General features: G+C 74.2%; 15 protein-coding genes and 1 tRNA gene. 11 read left to right on the top strand and 5 right to left on the bottom strand.

Translation table 11 applies throughout. From position 1 onward, the window contains the following. The first annotated feature begins 117 nt into the window (after nt 1–117). Nucleotides 118–540 (top strand): ribonuclease domain-containing protein, encoded by a 423-nt coding sequence (locus ACFY60_RS13620; RefSeq protein WP_388611401.1) that lies wholly within the window; start codon nt 118–120, stop codon nt 538–540. A gap of 26 nt (nt 541–566) precedes the next feature. Here the strand turns inward: ACFY60_RS13620 and ACFY60_RS13625 are convergent, their stop codons facing one another. Both ACFY60_RS13625 and ACFY60_RS13630 read right to left on the bottom strand, forming a co-directional pair. Further along, entirely contained in the window at nt 567–2,039 is a 1,473-nt protein-coding gene (locus ACFY60_RS13625) for an ankyrin repeat domain-containing protein (RefSeq protein ID WP_388611403.1), read from the bottom strand. Between the two features lie 103 nt (nt 2,040–2,142). Continuing rightward, nucleotides 2,143–3,063: a hypothetical protein gene (locus tag ACFY60_RS13630; protein ID WP_388611405.1), complete on the bottom strand. Its 921-nt coding sequence runs from the start codon at nt 3,061–3,063 to the stop codon at nt 2,143–2,145. Between the two features lie 162 nt (nt 3,064–3,225). On the opposite strand from ACFY60_RS13630, the gene ACFY60_RS13635 reads away from it, so the two are divergent. Further along, on the top strand, nt 3,226–4,026 hold the full coding sequence (locus ACFY60_RS13635) for a S1 family peptidase (RefSeq protein ID WP_388611407.1): 801 nt from the start codon (nt 3,226–3,228) through the stop codon (nt 4,024–4,026). Between the two features lie 113 nt (nt 4,027–4,139). Here the strand turns inward: ACFY60_RS13635 and ACFY60_RS13640 are convergent, their stop codons facing one another. Further along, nucleotides 4,140–5,900, bottom strand: a complete 1,761-nt coding sequence (locus ACFY60_RS13640) for a beta-galactosidase family protein (protein ID WP_388611409.1) — start codon at nt 5,898–5,900, stop codon at nt 4,140–4,142. 94 nt (nt 5,901–5,994) lie between these two features. Between ACFY60_RS13640 and ACFY60_RS13645 the strand changes: the two genes are divergently transcribed. From ACFY60_RS13645 to ACFY60_RS13670, 6 genes are all read left to right on the top strand, one after another. Further along, entirely contained in the window at nt 5,995–6,882 is an 888-nt protein-coding gene (locus ACFY60_RS13645; RefSeq protein WP_388611411.1) for an AraC family transcriptional regulator, read from the top strand. Nucleotides 6,883–6,893: 11 nt separating this feature from the next. After that, nucleotides 6,894–7,301, top strand: a complete 408-nt coding sequence (locus tag ACFY60_RS13650) for a chorismate mutase (protein ID WP_388611413.1) — start codon at nt 6,894–6,896, stop codon at nt 7,299–7,301. Next, nucleotides 7,298–8,314 carry an asparaginase gene (locus ACFY60_RS13655; protein ID WP_388611415.1) on the top strand — a complete coding sequence of 339 codons (1,017 nt, stop codon included), beginning with the start codon at nt 7,298–7,300 and terminating at the stop codon, nt 8,312–8,314. Before ACFY60_RS13650 ends, ACFY60_RS13655 begins: the two co-directional genes overlap by 4 nt. Before the next feature lie 102 nt (nt 8,315–8,416). Then, nucleotides 8,417–10,903 carry an aminopeptidase N gene (pepN, locus tag ACFY60_RS13660; RefSeq protein ID WP_388611417.1) on the top strand — a complete coding sequence of 829 codons (2,487 nt, stop codon included), beginning with the start codon at nt 8,417–8,419 and terminating at the stop codon, nt 10,901–10,903. 248 nt (nt 10,904–11,151) lie between these two features. Then, nucleotides 11,152–12,522, top strand: a complete 1,371-nt coding sequence (locus tag ACFY60_RS13665; protein ID WP_388611418.1) for a pyridoxal phosphate-dependent decarboxylase family protein — start codon at nt 11,152–11,154, stop codon at nt 12,520–12,522. After that, on the top strand, nt 12,519–13,934 hold the full coding sequence (locus ACFY60_RS13670) for a lysine N(6)-hydroxylase/L-ornithine N(5)-oxygenase family protein (RefSeq protein ID WP_388611420.1): 1,416 nt from the start codon (nt 12,519–12,521) through the stop codon (nt 13,932–13,934). The genes ACFY60_RS13665 and ACFY60_RS13670 overlap by 4 nt, the downstream gene beginning before the upstream one ends. Nucleotides 13,935–13,948: 14 nt before the next feature. Here ACFY60_RS13670 and ACFY60_RS13675 read toward each other — a convergent pair whose 3' ends face one another. Further along, on the bottom strand, nt 13,949–15,745 hold the full coding sequence (locus ACFY60_RS13675) for a bifunctional metallophosphatase/5'-nucleotidase (protein WP_388611422.1): 1,797 nt from the start codon (nt 15,743–15,745) through the stop codon (nt 13,949–13,951). 156 nt (nt 15,746–15,901) lie between these two features. Between ACFY60_RS13675 and ACFY60_RS13680 the strand changes: the two genes are divergently transcribed. Beyond that, nucleotides 15,902–16,585 (top strand): SIMPL domain-containing protein, encoded by a 684-nt coding sequence (locus ACFY60_RS13680; protein ID WP_388611424.1) that lies wholly within the window; start codon nt 15,902–15,904, stop codon nt 16,583–16,585. 146 nt (nt 16,586–16,731) lie between these two features. Then, on the top strand, nt 16,732–18,159 hold the full coding sequence (pyk, locus tag ACFY60_RS13685) for a pyruvate kinase (RefSeq protein ID WP_388611426.1): 1,428 nt from the start codon (nt 16,732–16,734) through the stop codon (nt 18,157–18,159). Between the two features lie 75 nt (nt 18,160–18,234). Here pyk and ACFY60_RS13690 read toward each other — a convergent pair. Then, nucleotides 18,235–18,307, bottom strand: a tRNA-Leu gene (locus ACFY60_RS13690). Nucleotides 18,308–18,423: 116 nt separating this feature from the next. On the opposite strand from ACFY60_RS13690, the gene ACFY60_RS13695 reads away from it, so the two are divergent. Beyond that, nucleotides 18,424–19,077 carry a response regulator gene (locus ACFY60_RS13695; protein ID WP_309052391.1) on the top strand — a complete coding sequence of 218 codons (654 nt, stop codon included), beginning with the start codon at nt 18,424–18,426 and terminating at the stop codon, nt 19,075–19,077. Nucleotides 19,078–19,113: the final 36 nt, after the last annotated feature.

The following is a 19,113-nucleotide window of genomic DNA, read 5'->3' on the forward strand; positions in this document are numbered from 1 at the left end:
CACCCTGTGGTGAGTTCGCGCAGACGTGCGAACGGCCGGTGAGCGGCGGTGAACGTCCGGCGAATTGAGGGCGGCCGGGGTTCCGGCCCGCGCTCCCCGCGCGTCAGCATCGCAGGCATGCGTATTCCCCCTCGGATCGGCCTGGCCGGCGGCGTCGCGGCCGCCCTCCTCTCCTCCCTTCTGCTGGGCGCCCCCGCAGGCGCCGCGTCCGCCCCGGTTCCCGCGCCCGTCGCCGCGCCCCTCACGGCGGCGGCCTACGGCACCGTCTGCTCCTCCGACCTGCCCGCGCAGGCCCACGACACCCTCCGGCTCATCGAGGCGGGCGGCCCCTTCCCGTACCGGCAGGACGGCTCCGTCTTCCAGAACCGGGAGCGGCTCCTCCCGGCCCAGGGCTCCGGCTACTACCACGAGTACACGGTGAAGACCCCGGGCACGTCCACGCGCGGCGCCCGCCGGATCGTCACCGGCAGCGCGGAGCGGGAGGACTACTACACCGCCGATCACTACGCCTCGTTCGACCTGATCGACCACGCCTGCTGACGGCCTTCGACCCGGGCGCCACCGGGTCAGCGGCGGCGCGGGGCCGTCCACTCCAGGCGGGCCCGGACCCGCGGGTCGCGGACGAACTCCAGGGCGGCGAGCGCCGTCTCGCGCGGCGCCCCGTCCGGGTCGCCGTCCGCCAGGATCGACGCCAGCGCCTCGATGGCCCGCGGGTCCTGACGGATCGCCAGGCCGCGGGCCGCCTCCGCCGCCGTCTCCGGATCCTCGTCGCGGAGCCGCTCCGCCAGGCCCTCACGGACGAGCGGGGAGTCCTCGGGGAGTTCGGCCAGGGCCAGCGTCGCCCAGTCCCGCACGCGGGCGTCCGCGTCCCGGCTCAGCGCCAGCAGCACCCGCACGGCCTCGCCGTGCCCGGCCGGCACGATCCCGGCCAGCGCCGAGGCGACCGTCCGGCGCACCACCGCGTCCGGGTGCCCGGCCGCCGCGAGCAGCTCGGGCACCGCCGCCGGGTCACCGCACTCGCCCAGCGCCGTCACCACCGACAGCAGCGGTTCCCGGCCACCACCGGCGACACCCTCCGAGGCCAGCCGCCGCAGCACCGGTACGGCGCCCGGCCCGAAGCCCGGCAGGGCGCCCAGGACCCGTGCCCCGAGCGCCCGCCGCAGCGGGTCCCGGTAGGCGCACCAGGCCGACGCCGACACGAAGGTCTCCTCGTCGGCCCGCCCGGCCAGTTCGGCCACCACCGTCGTCCAGTCGTCCAGCTCCGGGTCACCGCAGCGCAGCGCCCGCGCCGCCAGCTCCTCGTGCGGGGTGCGCCGACCGAGCGCCGCCTCCAGAAGGGTGGCGACCGCCGCGTGGCCGGTCTGCCGCTCGTCGCCGCGCCCCGGCCGGCCGTCCTCGCGCAGCAGCTCCACCACCACGGTCACCCCGCCGTCCTCCCGGACCCGCCGGACCACCGCCTCGTACGTCTCACCGCCCTCGTTCCCGGCGACCAGCCCACGCCGCAGCTCGGCCGCGATGTCGGCGCCGATCCACCGCCGCGCCTCCCGCAGCGCCGGTTCCAGGGCCCGCGCCCCGTGGTCGAGGAGCGCCCGCACGCAGCCGGTGGAGCCGCGCCGGGCGGCGGCGACGAGCGGGACGAGCCCGTCGGGGCCCGGCCGGTCGGGATCGGCACCGTGCTCCAGGAGCGCCCGGAGGGTGCCGGCGTGACCGAGCCGTACCGCCCAGGCGGGCGCGGTCCACCCGTACGCCTCCTCCTGGTCGGGCCGGGCGCCGCCCGCCAGCAGCGCCCTGACCACCTCGGTGTGCCCGCCGCAGGCCGCCCCGCACAGCGGCAGGTCGCCGCCGTCGGCGCCGCTCGCCCGGCCGGGGTCGGCCCCGGCGGCGAGGAGCAGCCGTACGATCCCCGGTTCGTCGGCGACCGCCGCGCGGTACAGCGCGGTCTCCCCCTCGTCCAGGGCCTCGGGGTCGGCCCCGTTCCGCAGGGCCCGTACCACCCCGTCCTCGTCACCGTCCAGGACAAGCTCGAACAACGTGCTCATACCGCGACCCTGACCCGAGGTCCGGGCCGGGGGCAAATCATGACCGGTTCACGCGGGCAAGGGGACCGCGGCGCCGGCGCCGGGGCGACGGGCACCCGGCCGGTCACCCCACGCATTCCAGGACCGTGCCGCAGAGGCGGCACCGGGCGCGGAGAAAGCGCCCGGCCGGGAGGCGGAGGCGCCGCCGGCAGACGGGGCAGGGGAAGGTGACGTGCGTGGCGGGGGCGCCGCCGTCGAAGGCGTACGGGGCGCCGGGGGCCGCCCGGCCGAGGCGCCGCTCCCCGGCGTAGCGGCGCCGGGCGGTCCAGGAGGCGCCGGCCAGCGGCGGCAGCCGTCGCTCACGGGCCGCCTCGGCCCGGCCCCGTACCCACGCCTCGTACGCCACCGCGCTGGTGAACCACGGTGACGGGTCCTCACCGAAGCGGGCGGACCGCAGGGCGAGGACGTACCCGAACTCCTCAGGGGTGAGGTAGCCGAGCTTCTGGCTCCCCGCGCCGTCCTGCCGGTAGGCGTCGAGAAGCAGCCATCCGGCGCCCAGGTAGGTGGCCGCCACGTCGGTGAGGATCTCGTTCGCCTCCGTGCCGGGAAAGCGCAGGCCGAGCCGGTGGAGCAGGACGTGGGTGAGCTCGTGGGCGAGGGCCGCGCCGATGTCGGCCCGGCGGGTCCGGAAGCGGTCGTTGAGCTCCACGGCGTACTCGGGCCCCGCGGTCGGCGCGACGCTCGCCGCGTGCTCCATCCGGCGGAACCGCACGACGGGCCGCGCCTCGGGCAGCCGCAGGTGGCCGGCGAGGGCGGCGGCCACCCGCCGCACCCCGGTGGTGAGCTCCTCGCCGGGGCCGAGGGCCACCGCGGCGGCGGGCACGCTCGCGGCGTAGCACCGCAGTTGGGCGGGGGAGAGGCGCCGGTGCAGGGCGGTGAGCGCGGCGTGCACGGACGCGCGGTGCGGGAAGCCGTGGACGACTCCGTACGGGTCCCCCTGAGCGGGTGTACGGCCGACACGGTCGGCTCCCTGACGGTTCGGCATGCCGGATCCCCCCTGCCGTTCACTGTACGGTCCTACGGTCCCCCAACGGCTCTGGCCGAAAAGGCTTCCTTGTGACGGCAGTGGGGCGGTGCCCATAATTCCCGGCATGCTTTGACGGGCGCATGTCATGACTGCATGCCGTGGCGTCAGGGCCAACCCCCCATGAAAGAAGGCAGACACGTGAAGAAGAACCGACTGGTCCGCGCGCTCCAGAAACTGGCCGCGGCCGGCGCCGTCGTCCTGGCGGCCGTCAGCCTCCAGCCCACCACGGCCTCCGCCGCCCCGGCGCCCGTCGTCGGCGGCACCCGCGCCGCCCAGGGCGAGTTCCCCTGGATGGTCCGGCTCTCCATGGGCTGCGGCGGCTCCCTGCTCACCCCGCAGATCGTCCTCACCGCCGCCCACTGCGTCAGCGGCTCCGGCAACACCACCAGCATCACCGCCACCGCCGGCGTCGTGGACCTCCAGTCCGGCAGCGCCATCAAGGTCCGCTCCACCAAGGTCCTCCAGGCCCCCGGCTACAACGGCCAGGGCAAGGACTGGGCCCTGATCAAGCTGGCCAGCCCGATCACCACCCTGCCCACCCTGAAGATCGCCGAGACCACCGCGTACAACAGCGGCACCTTCACCGTGGCCGGCTGGGGCGCCACCTACGAGGGCGGCGGCCAGCAGCGCTACCTGCGCAAGGCGACCGTGCCCTTCGTCTCGGACGCCGAGTGCCAGCGCGCGTACGGCAGCTCCCTCGTCCCCGGTGAGGAGATCTGCGCCGGCTACAACGAGGGCGGGGTCGACACCTGCCAGGGCGACTCCGGCGGCCCGATGTTCCGCAAGGACAACACCGGCGCCTGGATCCAGGTCGGCATCGTGAGCTGGGGCGAGGGCTGTGCGCGGCCCGGCTACCCCGGCGTCTACACGGAGGTCTCCACCTTCGCCGCCGCGATCAAGTCGGCCGCGGCCACGCTCTGACCCACGGGGCGAGCAAGCGCTCGACGGCCGGTTCCCCCGCGGAACCGGCCGTACGACCGCCGAGGAGGGCCCCGGGGCGCCGACCGCCCCGGGGCCCTCCGGCACACGGAGGGTCAGGGCCGGTCCGGCAGCAGCTCGACGCCGGTCACCCCGCCGCCCTCCAGCTCCAGGACCCACACCTCGTTCGCGCCCTCCCGCAGTACCGGCCCCGGCAGGAACAGCGCGTCCTGCGGGCCGACCGTCCAGTACCGGCCGAGGCAGAAACCGTTCACCCATACGAAGCCCCGGGTGCCGCCGCCGAGCCGCAGCCACGCGTCCCCCGCACCCGCCACCGTCACCGCGCCCCGGTACAGGCCCCGCCCGCCGCCGTCCTCGGGCACCGGGCCGAACGGCACCGCGCCGACCGCCGCCGCCTCGAACGCGTCCAGCCGCAACCCCCGTGCCCCGATCCCGTGCAGGTACTGCCGCTCGTGCCGCACCCCGCCGGTGAGGCCCTTCTCCTCGCCCTGCCGGGGCCCGTAGTTGACCCGCCCGAGGGACTCCACCCACAGGTCCACCACCGCCGGGCCCGCCACCGGCTCCGGAAGCTCCGACTCCTCCGCCGCGAGCACCCCCGCCGCGGCCCCGTCGACCTCCACCACCGCCCGGTCCCGGAGCCCCGTGACCGACAGCGGATACGGCTGCCGCGGCCCCGGCACCTCCACCCGGTAGCGGACCAGGCCCCGGTCCACACCCAGCTCCTCGAAGGACGGCGGCACCGGCGCCACCACCTCCGGCCCGCCGAGTGCCTCCAGGACCGCGCGCAGCGGCGCCCAGCCGCCCAGACCGGCCCGCACCGGCGCCGCGAGCCGGGCCGGCGGCTCGGGAACCCCGGGCAGCGGACCCTCCGCGTACGGCGCGAGCACCTCGCGGAACCGCCAGAACTTCTCCGTGGGCCGCCCCGCCTCGTCCACCGGCGCGTCGTAGTCGTAGGAGGTCACCGTCGGCAGCAGCGGCCCGTCGTGCAGGTCACCCGCGCGATTCGCGCCCGCCCACCCCCCGAAGTTCGAACCGCCGTGCGCCATGTACACGTTGACCGAGGCCCCGCACTCCAGGATCTCCCGCAGCGCCTCCGCCGCCTCCCCCGCGTCCCGCACCGCGTGCTCCGTCCCCCAGTGGTCGAACCAGCCGCACCAGAACTCCATGCACATCAACGGCCCCGCCGGCCGGTGCCGCCGCAGCGCCGCGAAACCCTCCCGCGCCCCCGCACCGAAGTTGGCCGTCACCAGCACCCCCGGCACCGATCCACCGGTCAGCATGTGGTCCTCGGGCCCGTCCGAGGTGAACAGCGGCACGCTCACCCCGCACTCCCGCAACAGCTCCGCCAGCCACACCGGATAACCCCGGTCACTGCCGTAACTGCCGTACTCGTTCTCCACCTGCACCAGCACCACCGGCCCGCCCCGGTCCACCTGACGCTCCACCACCTGCGGAAGCAGCCGCCGGAACCAGGACTCCACCGGCGCCAGGAACTCCGGGTCCCGCGTCCGCACCCGCCGCCCCAGCGGACCGGTCACCCAGTGCGGCAGTCCGCCGTTCTCCCACTCGGCGCAGATGTACGGCCCCGGGCGCACGATCGCCCGCATCCCCGCCCGCGCCACCGCGTCCAGGAACCGGCCGAGCGCCTCCACGTCCGCGTACCGCCCCGGCTCCGGCTCGTGCAGATTCCACGGCACGTACGTCTCCACACAGCCGAGGCCCATCGCGCGCAGCATCCCCAGCCGGTGCTCCCAGTGGCCCTCGTGCACCCGGAAGTAGTGCAGCGCCCCCGACAGCAGCCGCACCGGCCGCCCGTCGAGCAGAAAGTCCTCGTCACCCACAGCGAACGCGCTCATGACCTCACCCTCGCCCTCTGGCGGCGGGCCGGTCCATGGACAAAGATCGTCGCAGTTTGGACATCAGGATCCGCACGCCGGGGAGGGCCGGTCCATGTACCACACCTGGATGCGCTACTTCACGCCCGGCCCGGTCCACCACCGCCTCGGCCTTGTCTGCCTCGGCGTCGGACTCCAGCACGGCACCCTGCCGACCGTCGGGCCCCGCACCCTCGACCACCACGTGGCCGTCGTCGTCTCCGCGGGCGGCGGCTGGTACCGGGGCGCCGACGGACGGCGCACCACCGTCACCGCCCCCGCCCTGATCTGGCTCACCCCCGGCACCCCGCACCACTACGCCGCCGACACCGGCACCGGCTGGGACGAGGCCTTCGTCGACTTCGCGGGACCCGCCACCGCCACGTACACCGAACTCGGCTACATCGAGCCCGACCGGCCCGTCGTCCCCCTCTCCGACGCCGCTCCCGCCCGCGCCGCCATCGGCCGCATCGCCCGCGCCGCCCGCCCCGGCAACCCGTTCCTGGAGGTCGAGACCGGCGCCGCCGTCCACGAACTCCTCGTCGCCCTGCGCCGCGCCCGCGCCGACACCAACACCGACGGCGACCCCGTCCTCGCCGCCCTCGCCCGCGACGCCTGCCGGCCGCTGACCGTCGCCGAACACGCCGCCCGGCACGGCATGACCGCGGCCGAGCTGCGCACCGCCGTCCGCCGCGCCGCCGGGTGCAGCCCCAAGGACTACCTGCTCACCGTCCGCCTCGGCCGCGCCAAGGAACTGCTCGCCACCACCGAACTGCCCGTGGCGGCCATCGCCCGCCGCGTCGGCTACGACGACCCCGCCTACTTCTCCCGCCTCTTCACCCGCCGGGTCGGCACCGCGCCCATCCGCTTCCGCGCACAGCAGGGACGGGCCGTGCACGGCGGCTGGAGCACCCGCGTTCCGGATCCCGAACACCCGCCGACGATTCCGCCGAGGTCCGGATAGGCTCGCTGACCATGAGCGACACCACCGACATCGACGGGGCCGTACGGGCCGAGCTGACCCGCCTGCGCGAGAGCATCGACAACATCGACGCGGCGGTCGTCCACATGCTCGCCGAACGCTTCAAGTGCACCCAGCAGGTCGGCGTCCTCAAGGCGAAGCACCAGCTGCCGCCCGCCGACCCGGCCCGCGAGGCCCGCCAGATCGCCCGCCTGCGACAGCTCGCGGAGAACGCCAGACTGGACCCGGCGTTCGCGGAGAAGCTCCTCAACTTCATCATCGCCGAGGTCATCCGCCACCACGAGACGATCGCCGACGGAGCGGGCGGGCCGATCGCGGGCGGTGACGCCGCGAACGGGACCGCCGGGTCCGCGCCCGCCGCCCCGTCCACCCCCGCCGACGCCGGCGGCACCCCGCGATGACCCGGGTCACGGTCCTCACCCTCGGCGGGACCATCTCCGCGCGGGGCGACGGCGCCGCCCGCCTGACCGGCGCCGAGGTCCTCGCCGGGCTCGGGGCCCCCGCGCACCCGGCCCCCGCCCGGCTCACCCCCGAGGACATCGAGCTGCGCGACTTCCGGCGCGTCCCCAGCTCCTCCCTCACCCACGAGGACCTGGCCGCCCTCGCCGCCGAGGTCCGCGCGGCCGTCGCCGCCGGCAGCGGGGTCGTCGTCGTCCAGGGCACGGACACCCTGGAGGAGACCGCGTTCCTCCTCGACCTGCTCTGCACCACCGAGCGGCCGGTCGTCGTCACCGGTGCCCTGCGCCGCGCCGACCTGCCCGGCGCCGACGGCCCCGCCAACCTGGCCGCTGCCCTCGCCGTCGCCGCCGACCCAGCCTGCCGGAACCTCGGCGTCCTCGTCGTCCTCGCCGACGAGATCCACGCCGCCCGCCACGCCCGCAAGACCCACACCACCTCCGTCACCACCCTCGCCTCGCCCGGCGCCGGCCCCCTCGGCGCCGTCGTCGAGGGCGAACCCCGCGTCCTGCTCCGCCCGGCCGTGCCCGCCACGCCCCGCCCGCTGACCCTCGACCCCGCCGTCCGGGTCGCCCTCGTCACCCTCTCCCAGGGCGACCGGGGCGAACTCCTCGACGCCGTGGACGAGCGCTTCCAGGGACTCGTCGTCGCCGCCTTCGGCGCCGGTCACGCCCCCGCCTGGCTGGTCGAACCGCTCGCCGCGCTCGCCCGCCGCATCCCGGTCGTCCTCGCCTCCCGCACCGGCTCCGGCACCACCCTGGCCCGCACCTACCGGGGCCCCGGCTCCGAGCACGACCTGATCGGCCACGGGCTGATCCCGGCCGGGCCGCTCGACCCTCCCAAGGCCCGGATCCTGCTCCACGCCCTCCTCTCCGGCGGCGCGGCGGGACCCGCCGGGTACGACCGGCCCCGTATCGCCGCCGCCTTCGCCCACCTCGACGGCTCCGGCCTCGCCTGACCGCCGGCCCCCGCCCCGTACCCCCGCGGCAGGGCGGACCGCCCCCGCCCATCCCGGACCACCCCCTGCCCCGAGCCGGAGCGATCGGGCAGCATAGGGCCCATGTCCGTACTGACGCGCGACGAAGCGCAGACCCGTGCCCAGCTCCTCGACGTCCACCACTACACCGTGGACCTCGACCTCACCACCGGCGACGAGACCTTCGAGTCCACCAGCCTCGTCAGGTTCACCGCCCGCACCGCCGGGGACACCTTCGTCGAGCTCAAGCCCGTCACCCTGCACGCCGCCACCCTCGACGGGAAGCCGCTGGACCCCGCCTCCCTCGACGGCAACAGGCTGCCGCTCACCCTCACCGAGGGCGAGCACGAGCTGCGCGTCCGCACCACCATGCGCTACTCCCGCACGGGCGAGGGCATGCACCGCTTCACGGACCCCACCGACGGCGAGTCGTACGTCTACACCCAGCTGTTCATGGAGGACGTGCAGCGCGTCTTCGCCGCCTTCGACCAGCCCGACCTGAAGGCCGTCTTCGAACTCACCGTCACCGCCCCCGAAGGGTGGACCGTCCTCGCCAACAGCCTCACCGAACGGCAGGAAGACGGCCGCTGGAAGGCCGCCCCCACCCCGCTGCTCTCCACCTACTTCGTCTGCGTCGCCGCCGGCCCCTGGCACAGCGTCCGCACCGAGCACGCCGGACTGCCCTTCGGCATCCACTGCCGCCGCAGCCTCGCCGCCCACCTCGACGCCGACGCCGAGGAGATCCTCGCCGTCACCAGGGCCTGCTACGACCGGTACCACGAAAAGTTCGACGAGCCGTACCCCTTCGACTCGTACGACCAGGCCTTCGTCCCCGAGTTCAACGCCGGCGCCATGGAGAACCCCGGTCTCGTCACCTTCCGCGACGAGTTCGTCTTCCGCTCCGCCGTCACCGACACCGAGCGGATGACCCGCGCCATGGTCATCGCCCACGAGATGGCCCACATGTGGTTCGGCGACCTCGTCACCCTGCGCTGGTGGGACGACATCTGGCTGAACGAGTCCTTCGCCGAGTACATGGGCTACCAGACCGTCAACGAGGCCTGCTCGGACCTCTTCGCCGACACCTGGATCGACTTCGGCGTCACCCGCAAGGCCTGGGGGTACGAGGCCGACCAGCGCCCCTCCACCCACCCCGTCGCCCCCGACCCCGACGCCGTCCCGGACACCGCCTCCGCGCTCCTCAACTTCGACGGCATCTCCTACGCCAAGGGCGCCTCCGCCCTGCGCCAGCTCGTCGCCTGGCTCGGCGAGAGCGACTTCCTCGCCGGCATCAACATCCACTTCAAGCGCCACAAGTTCGGCAACGCCACCCTCGCCGACTTCATCGACAACCTGGCCGCCGCCACCGACCGCGACGTCCACGGCTGGGCCGAGCAGTGGCTCCGCACCACCGGCGTCGACGTCCTCACCCCCCGCCTCACCGGCGAGGGCGCCCGCTGGCAGCTCACCGCCGAGCGCGACGGCAGCCGCCCGCACCGACTGGACGCCGGTGTCTACGACCGCGACCCGTCGGGCGCGCTCGTCCTGCGCGAACGCCGCGCCCTCGACGTCCCCCAGGGCGGGCCGGCCGAACTGAACGGCCCCCGCCCCGCCCTCGTCGTCCTCAACGACGGCGACCTCACCTACGCCAAGCTCCGCTTCGACAAGGTCTCCGAGGAGTCCGTCCTGCGCGGCCTCTCCCGGATCCCCGACCCGCTCACCCGGGCCGTGGTCTGGAACGCCCTGCGCGACATGGTCCGCGACGGTGTCCTCACCCCCGGCGAGTACCTGGAGACCGCCCGCGCCCACCTCACCGAGGAGAGCGAACTCGCCCTCGTCCAGGGCGTCCTGGGCTTCGCCCGCACCCAGATCGCCGACCGGTACGTCTCCGCGGAGGAGCGTCCCGCCGCTCTGGCCACCCTCCGCGAGATCGCCCGCGCCCTGCTGCGCCGCACCGAGGACGGCGACTCGCCGGGCCTGCGCCTCACCGCCGTCCGCACCCTGATCGACAGCGCCACGACCCCCGACCAGATCGCCTCCTGGCTGGACGAGGGCACGGTCCACGGCGGCCCCGAGCTCGACCCCGAGCTGCGCTGGCGCATCCTGGCACGGCTCGCCGTCCTCGGCGCCACCGACGAGGCCGCCGTCGCCGCCGAGCTGGAGCGCGACCCCAGCGCCACCGGCCAGGAGGGCGCGGCCCGCTGCCGGGCCGCGTTCCCCGACGCCGGGGCCAAGGCGGCCGCCTGGTCCGCCATGTTCGACACGGACGACCTGTCCAACTACCTGTTCACCGCCACCGCGCAGGGCTTCTGGCAGCCCGAACAGGCCGAACTGGTACGGGAGTACGTGACCCGCTTCTACCCCGACGCCGTCGCGCTCGCCGACCGCCGGGGCGCCGCCATGGCCGAGGCCGCGGGCCGCTACGCCTTCCCGGCGCACGCGGTCGACGCGGCGGCGCTGGCCCTCGGCGAGTCCCACCTCGCCGGCGACACCATGACCCCGGCCCTCCGCCGCAAGCTCGTGGACCAGCTGGACGACCTCCGCCGCGCCCTGCGCGTCCGCGAGGCCTGACCCACCCGGCACGGTACGGGGGCCCGACCGGGCCCTCGTACCGGCCCGGCCCCCGTACCCGGCGGTCCCCGGCGCCCGTTCCCGGCGCCCGTCACCCCGGCGACGTACCCGCGGAACCCCCCGTACCCCGGTCCCGTCCCGCGCCCGATACCCCCCGCCCCGGCCCGCCGCCACCCCGTGTCCCCCTTTCGGGTCACGCGCGGGTGCTCGCCGGACATGTCCGGCCCCGCCCCGGCACGCTGTCGTCCATGCGTGCCGCACCCCCACCCCTCGCCTCCGCCCCCACGCCCCTGAGCCGTCTCCTGGGCATCGCCCTCGACGCCCTGCGTGAAGGAGCGGAGGCACGCGGCGGGCCGCTCCCCGCGGGCGGCCCCCGGGCCGTGGCCGAGCGGGTGCGCGCCGCCGTGGGGGAGGCCCTCCCCGACACCGGCACCGGCGCCGACGAGGCGCTCCGCACCCTGGTCCGGGTCCTGGCCGAGGGCGCCGCCGACCCCGCCCACCCCCTCTGCGCCGCGCACCTCCACACCCCGCCCCTCGCGCTCGCCGCCGCCGCCGACCTCGCCGCCTCCGCGCTCAACCCGTCCCTCGACTCCTGGGACCAGGCGCCCGCCGCCTCCGTCCTGGAGGCCCAGGTCACCGCCGCCCTCGCCGCCGAGGTCTTCCCGGCCGCCGACCGGCCCGACGCGCTCGTCACCACCGGCGGCACCGAGTCCAACCAGCTCGCCCTGCTCCTCGCCCGCGAACGCCACGGCGCCGTACGCCTCGTCGCCGGCGCCAACGCGCACCACTCGCTGCGCCGCGCCGCCTGGCTCCTCGGCCTGCCGGAGCCGGTCACCGTCCCCACCCCGCGCGGTGTCCTCGAACCGGCCGCCCTCACCGAAGCCCTCACCGGCCTCCGCGGCCCCGTGCTCGTCGCCGCCACCGCCGGGACCACCGACGAGGGCATGATCGACCCGCTCCCCGCCCTCGCCGACGTGTGCGCCGCCCACGGCGCCGACCTCCACGTCGACGCCGCCTACGGCGGCCCCGTCCTCTTCAGCCGCACCCACCGCCACCTCCTCGACGGGCTCGACCGGGCCCGGACCGTCACCGCCGACCTCCACAAACTCGGCTGGCAGCCCGCCGCCGCCGGCCTCCTCGCCGTCCGCGACCCCGCCGACCTCGCCGCCCTCGGCCACACCGCCGACTACCTCAACGCCGGCGACGACACCGACGCCGGCCTCCCCGACCTGCTCGGCCGCTCGCTGCGCACCACCCGCCGCCCCGACGTCCTCAAGGCCGCCGTCACCCTCCGCGCGCTCGGCCGCGACGGGCTCGGCGGCCTGGTCGACCGCTGCCTGGAGCAGGCGCGGCACCTCGCCGACCTGGTGGAGAAGGCCCCCGGACTCGACCTGCGGGCCCGCCCCGTCCTCACCACCGTCCTCCTCCGGCCCACCGGAGCCGACGACACCGCCGTCGCCGGCCTCCGCCGCACCCTCCTCACCGAAGGCCGCGCGGTCCTCGGACGGGCCACGGCCGACGGCCGCCTCTGGCTGAAGGCCACCCTCCTCAATCCCCACACCACCCCCGACGACCTGGCACGGCTCGTCGCCCTCGTGGAAGGCAGCACACCGCGATGACCGGCAGCACCCCCGCCCCGCACGACCCCGACCGCCCCCACGACCTCGTGGGCGTCGGCATCGGCCCCTTCAACCTCTCCCTCGCCGCCCTCGCCCACGGCGTCCCCGGTGGCCTGGCCACCGCCTTCTACGAACAGCGCCCCGCCTTCCAGTGGCACCCCGGCCTCCTCATCGAGGGCGCCACGCTCCAGGTCCCCTTCCTCGCCGACCTGGTCACCCTCGCCGACCCGGCGAGCCCCTGGAGCTTCCTCAGCTACCTCCGCCACCGCGAGCGCCTCTTCCCCTTCTACTTCGCGGAGAAGTTCCACATCCAGCGCGCCGAGTACGACGCCTACTGCCGCTGGGTCAGCGAGCGGCTCCCCGGCCTGCACTTCGGCCACCAGGTCGACTCCGTCCGCTGGAACGCCGAACGGCGCCTGTTCGAGGTCGACTTCACCCAGGTCGACCCGGCCGGCGGGGCCGAGGCCCTGGGCCGCGCGTACACCCGGAACGTCGTCCTGGGCGTCGGGACCGAGCCGTACGTCCCCGAGCCGCTGCGGCCCCTCACCGACGCTCCCGGCGTGCCGGTCCTCCACTCCGCCGACTACCTGGCCCACCGCGAGACGCTGCTGCGCGCCGGGCACGTCACGGTCATCGGCTCCGGCCAGTCCGGCGCCGAGATCTTCCTCGACCTGCTCCGCTCCCGGCCCGCCGGCGCCGAGCGGATCCACTGGCTCGCCCGCACCGAGGCCTTCGCCCCCATGGAGTACTCCAAGCTGGGCCTGGAGCACTTCACCCCCGACTACACCCGCTACTTCCACGCCCTGCCCGAACCGGTACGCGGCGAACTCGTGCCCCGCCAGTGGCAGCTCCACAAGGGCATCGACGCCGAGACCATCGCCGCCATCCACGACGAGCTGTACCGCAGGACCCTCCACGGCGGCTGGCCCGACGCCGTCCTCACCCCCGGCGTCCGGGTCCGCACCGCCGGACGCGTCGCCACCACCCGGGTCGAGCTGCACCTGGAGCACGTCCAGCAGGGCGCCCGCTCCCGCCTCACCACCGACGCCGTCGTGCTCGCCACCGGCTACCGCGAGCGCCCGGTGGACCGGATGCTCGCCGGGCTCGACCCGTACCTGCGGCACGACGCGGCGGGCCGGGCACGGATCGACGCCTCGTACCGGCTGGTGCTCGACCCCTCGGTCACCGGCGCCGTCTTCGTCCAGAACGCGGAGCGGCACACCCACGGTGTCGGCGCCCCCGACCTCGGCCTCGCCGCCTGGCGCAGCGCCGTCATCCTCAACACGCTCACCGGCAAGGAGCCGTACCCGCTGCCCCGCCGCACCGCGTTCACCAGCTTCGGCCTGGAAGCGCGAGAGGCGCCCGGCGTTCCGGCCCAGGACCGGAAGCTGACGCCTCTCGTACAGAACTGACGGGGGAGCGGGGATCAGAAGACGGGCACACCGTCCCGGGTCAGCCGCCAGTCGACCGACGCGAACTGCCCCGGATCGACCGTCCCCTTCGTCCGCACCCACTGGATGAGGGTGTTGCGGATCTCCTCCGAGTTCGCCCACAGCTGCGGCGCCTGGGCGACGTGCGGGAACGCGCCGCCGCCGCTGGCCCGGTAGTTGTTGACGGCGAGGACGAAGCGGGCCGCCGGGTCGAGCGGCCTGCCCTCGAAGGACAGGTTCACGATCCGCTGCCCCACCGGCCTGGCGATGTCGATCTCGTAGGTGAGACCGGAGACGGCGTCGTAGTTGTAGTCCGGCGTCCCGGCCGCGTTGGTCAGCTTCGCGGTGTCCACGGGCGCGCCCGCCGGGGTCTGGACGTAGTACCTCGCCGAGTACTCCAGGTACTCCTTGAGCTGGGCGCCCGTCATCAGACGGGCCTCCAGGGTGTTCTCGAAGGGGTACAGGCCCGCCGCGTCCTTGATGGTGATCCGGCCGGCCGGGATGCGGGCGCTCCGCGAGAAGCAGGAGGCCTGCGACAGCACCGGCAGGTCCGCGTGGGGGCCGCCCGCGAGGGCCGCCTTCACCGTCTCCGCCTGCACCGCGTTGATCAGGTCGATCACCGGCTCGTCCTTCCACGGCGCCTCGGCCGTGGACATGGCGGCGGTGGAGGTGCCGATGACCTGGTTGACGTAGGCGACGACCTTGGCGTGCTCGTCGGCGAGGAGCCCGGTGATCTCCGGGTCCTCCTCCACGGTGTTGGAGTTCAGTACGCGGGCGCCGACCTCGGCGACGGTCCAGCGGCCCTTCTCCCACACCAGGTCGAAGTCGAAGAGGGTCAGCCGCTGGCCCCACTTCAGCGGCTCGGAGAGGACCACGTCCTTCCCGGTCTCCTTGTTCGCCACCCGGTACTCGGGTATCTCGGTGTGGGCGTGGCCGACGAGGATCGCGTCGATGCCGGGCACCTGCTCGGCGACGAGCCCGGCGGCGTTCTCGACGTACGGCAGCTGGTCACCGTACGAGGAGGTGCCGCTGGAGCCGGAGTGCGCGGAGACGATCACGACGTCGGCGCCCATCGAGCGCAGCTTCGGCACCCACTTCGCCGCCTGCTCCTCCAGGCCCGGGAAGACCATCCGGCCCTGCACGTTGGCCTTGTCCCAGAGGGCGATGCCCGGGTTGGTCAGCCCGAGCACCGCGACGCGGACGTCCCTGCCGTGCGGCGTGCGCAGCCGGTGCATGCTGTACGGCGGGAAGGCCGGGCGCAGCGTCTTCGCGTCGAGCGCGTTGGCGCCGAGCAGCGGGAAGTCGCACTGCTCCTCGAACTTCCGCAACACCGGGATGCCGTAGTTGAACTCGTGGTTGCCGAGGGCGACGGCGTCGTACCCGATGGCGTTCATCGCCTGCGCCATGGGGTGGACGGGGCCGCCGGCGCGGGTGATGGGGTCGACCTTGGCGTAGTAGTAGGACAGCTGGGTGCCCTGGATGGTGTCACCGGCGTCGATGAGGAGGGTGTTGCGGTGTCCCTTCTCCGCGCGGACCTGCTTGACCAGGGTCGAGATCTTGGCGAGGCCGACGTCGTTGTGCGCCTTGTCGTCGAACTCCTTGTCCGTGAAGTAGTCCCAGTTGAAGACGTTGCCGTGCAGGTCGGTGGTGCCCATGACGGTGAAGGAGTACCGCTTGGCCGGCCTGGGGCGGGGGCCGTGGGCCTCGGCGGGGGCGGTGACCCCGGCCGTGAGGGCGGCCGTGGCCCCCACGGCGACGGAGCTCTCCAGGAAGGTCCGGCGGTTCAACGGCATGTGCTCTCCTTGACTGGTACGGCGCGGGCGTCGGCTCGATGACGCACAACGCGCGTAGATTCTGACCCAGTCGTCCTGGCGTGCGACAGGCCTTTCGGGTTACGGAGTGGGAAAGTGTGCGGCGGGCGACCGTCGCCGAGGCGGAGGAGGCACAACGTGACGGAACGGCACGCGACCCCGGAGGCGCCGCAGGTGACGGTGCGCGGTGAGGGACGCCTGGAGGTCGACCCGGAGGTGGCCCGGATCTGGGTGACCGTGACGGCCCGTGGGCCCGACCGGCAGGCGGCGCTCACGGACCTCACCCGGCGCAACGCCCAGGTGCTCGACCTGGTCAAGGGTCAGGGCCCGGCCGTGGAGAAGGTGGAGACGGGCAGCCTCTCGATCGCCCCCGAGACCGCCCGCAAGGGACGAGGCGAGCGCGTCCACGCCTACCGGGGCCGGGTGCGGATCACCGCCGAACTGTCCGACTTCACCGTCCTCGGGGAACTGGTGACCCGGCTCGCGGACCTGGAGCAGACGGCCGTCGAAGGACCCTGGTGGGGGCTGCGCCCGGCCTCCCCGGTGTACGCGGAGGCGCGCCGGCTCGCGGTGACCGAGGCGGTCCAGCGGGCACGGGCCTACGCGGAGGCGCTCGGCACCTCGCTCGCCTCACTCCTCGAACTCTCGGACGCCGGGCTCGCGGAACCCTCCTTCGCGGGCCGCGCCGCCTTCGGGCCGGAGATGGTCGGGTACGCGGCGGGGGCGCCCGACGGGCCCCCGCCACTGGACCTCGAACCGCAGCGGCAGACGGTGACGGCCGGGGTGGTCGCCCGCTTCACCATGGCGCCGCCCGCACTGTGAGACGAGCGGTCCCGGAGCCCGGAAAACGCTCATCGGAGCACCTCGCCGCACAGATTCAAGTCTTGTCAACAACCTTTCATGGAAAGGTTGTTGAGTCGTCATGCCGCCCCCATTCCCTACCGGTCGGTAAGCCCTAGGCTCGACTCATGCGCCGAGCGAAAATCGTTTGTACCCTTGGGCCCGCCACCGACACATACGACCAGATCAAGGCGTTGATCGAGGCCGGCATGGACGTGGCCCGACTCAACCTCAGCCACGGCACCTACGCCGAGCACGAGGAGCGTTACCAGCGCGTCCGCAAGGCCGCCGACGAGTCCGGCCGCAGCGTCGGCGTCCTCGCCGACCTTCAAGGCCCGAAGATCCGGCTCGGCCGCTTCCGCGAGGGGCCCGTACTCCTTGAACGCGGCGACGAGTTCACCATCACCGTCGAAGCGATGGAGGGCGACCGCCACCTCTGCGGCACGACCTACGCCGGACTCGCCGAGGACGTCACCGCCGGCGAGCGCATCCTCGTCGACGACGGCCGGGTGACCCTGGAGGTCACCTCCGTCGACGGCCCCCGCGTCCGCACCCGTGTCGTCGAGGGCGGCATGGTCTCCGACCACAAGGGCCTCAACCTGCCCGGTGTCGCCGTCTCCGTCCCCGCCCTGTCCGAGAAGGACGTGGAGGACCTGCGCTGGGCCCTGCGCACCGGCGCGGACGTCATCGCCCTCTCCTTCGTCCGCAGCGCCCGGGACATCGAGGACGTCCACCGGATCATGGACGAGGAGGGCCGCAGGCTCCCCGTCATCGCCAAGGTCGAGAAGCCGCAGGCGGTCGAGAACATCGAGGAGATCGTCGCCGCCTTCGACGGCATCATGGTGGCCCGCGGCGACCTCGGCGTCGAGATGCCCCTGGAGCAGGTGCCCATCGTCCAGAAGCGGGCGATCAAGCTGGCCAAGCGCAACGCCAAGCCGGTCATCGTCGCCACGCAGATGCTGGACTCGATGATCGACAACTCCCGGCCCACCCGCGCCGAGGCCTCCGACGTGGCCAACGCGGTCATCGACGGCACCGACGCCGTGATGCTCTCCGGCGAGACCAGCGTCGGCCGCTTCCCGGTCGAGACCGTCCGCACCATGAGCCGGATCGTGGAGGCCGCCGAGGAGGACGTCCTCGCCAAGGGCCTCCCCGCGCTGACCGAGCGCAACAAGCCCCGGACCCAGGGCGGGGCCGTCGCCCGCGCGGCGGCGGAGATGGGCGACTTCCTCGGAGCCAAGTTCCTCGTCGCCTTCACCCAGTCCGGCGACACGGTCAAACGCCTCTCCCGCTACCGCTCCCCGATCCCCCTGCTCGCCTTCACCCCGGACCCGGCCACCCGCTCCCAGCTCACCCTGACCTGGGGCGTGGAGACCTTCCTCGGTCCGCACGTCGACTCCACGGACGCGATGGTGGCGCAGGTGGACGAGGAACTGCTGCGGATCGGCCGCTGCCGGAAGGGCGACATCGTGGTGATCACGGCGGGCTCCCCGCCCGGTGTCCCGGGCTCGACCAACCTGGTCCGGGTGCATCACATCGGCGAACCGCTGAAGTGACGGGACGGCCCGCTGCCGACCGGCCCGTCCGGGTCGGTCCGCGGAGGATCTCAGTCCTAGGAATCGAAGGTAATGTGCCCCGGGTGGGATTCGAACCCACGCTGGATGGTGTTTGAGACCACTGCCTCTACCGCTGGGCTACCGGGGCTCCCTTTGAAACAAAGGCAGATGATCACCCGCCGTGCCCCTACCTTACAGGAGGTGGGTAGGCTCATGGGGAGCTGTATCCGCCTCCGGAACGAGGCCATCGAACGAGGAGCCCGCGTGACCGCCCCCGAGTCGCCCCAGCCCGCCGACGACGCCGAGGCGTCCCACGTCCCGCCGCTGACGACCCGCGTCGTCATCGCCGAGGACGAGGCGCTCATCCGCCTCGACCTCAAAGAGATGCTCGAGGAAGAGGGCTACACGGTCGTCGGCGAGGCCGGTGACGGAGCCACCGCCGTCGAGCTCGCCCGCGAGCACCGGCCCGACCTCGTCATCCTCGACGTGAAGATGCCCGTCCTCGACGGCATCTCCGCCGCCGAGAAGATCGCCGGCGAGTCCATCGCCCCGGTCCTCATGCTCACCGCCTTCTCGCAGCGCGAGCTCGTCGAGCGGGCCCGGGACGCCGGAGCCATGGCGTACCTGGTGAAGCCCTTCAGCAAGAGCGACGTGGTGCCCGCCATCGAGATGGCCGTCTCCCGCTTCGCCGAGCTGCGCGCCCTGGAGAAGGAGGTCGCGGACCTCTCGCAGCGCCTGGAGACCCGCAAGCTGGTCGACCGGGCCAAGTCGATCCTCCAGACCCAGTACGGCCTCACCGAGCCGGCCGCCTTCCGCTGGATCCAGAAGACCTCCATGGACCGCCGCATGTCGATGCAGCAGGTCGCCGAGGCCGTCATCGAGGACGCCGAGGAGAAGAAGGCCGCCAAGGGCCAGTAGCGCACCGGACGTACGGAGAAGGCCCGCCCCGCGACG

This window comes from Streptomyces sp. NPDC012827 (genome assembly GCF_042900905.1).
Taxonomy (GTDB): domain Bacteria; phylum Actinomycetota; class Actinomycetes; order Streptomycetales; family Streptomycetaceae; genus Streptomyces; species Streptomyces gulbargensis.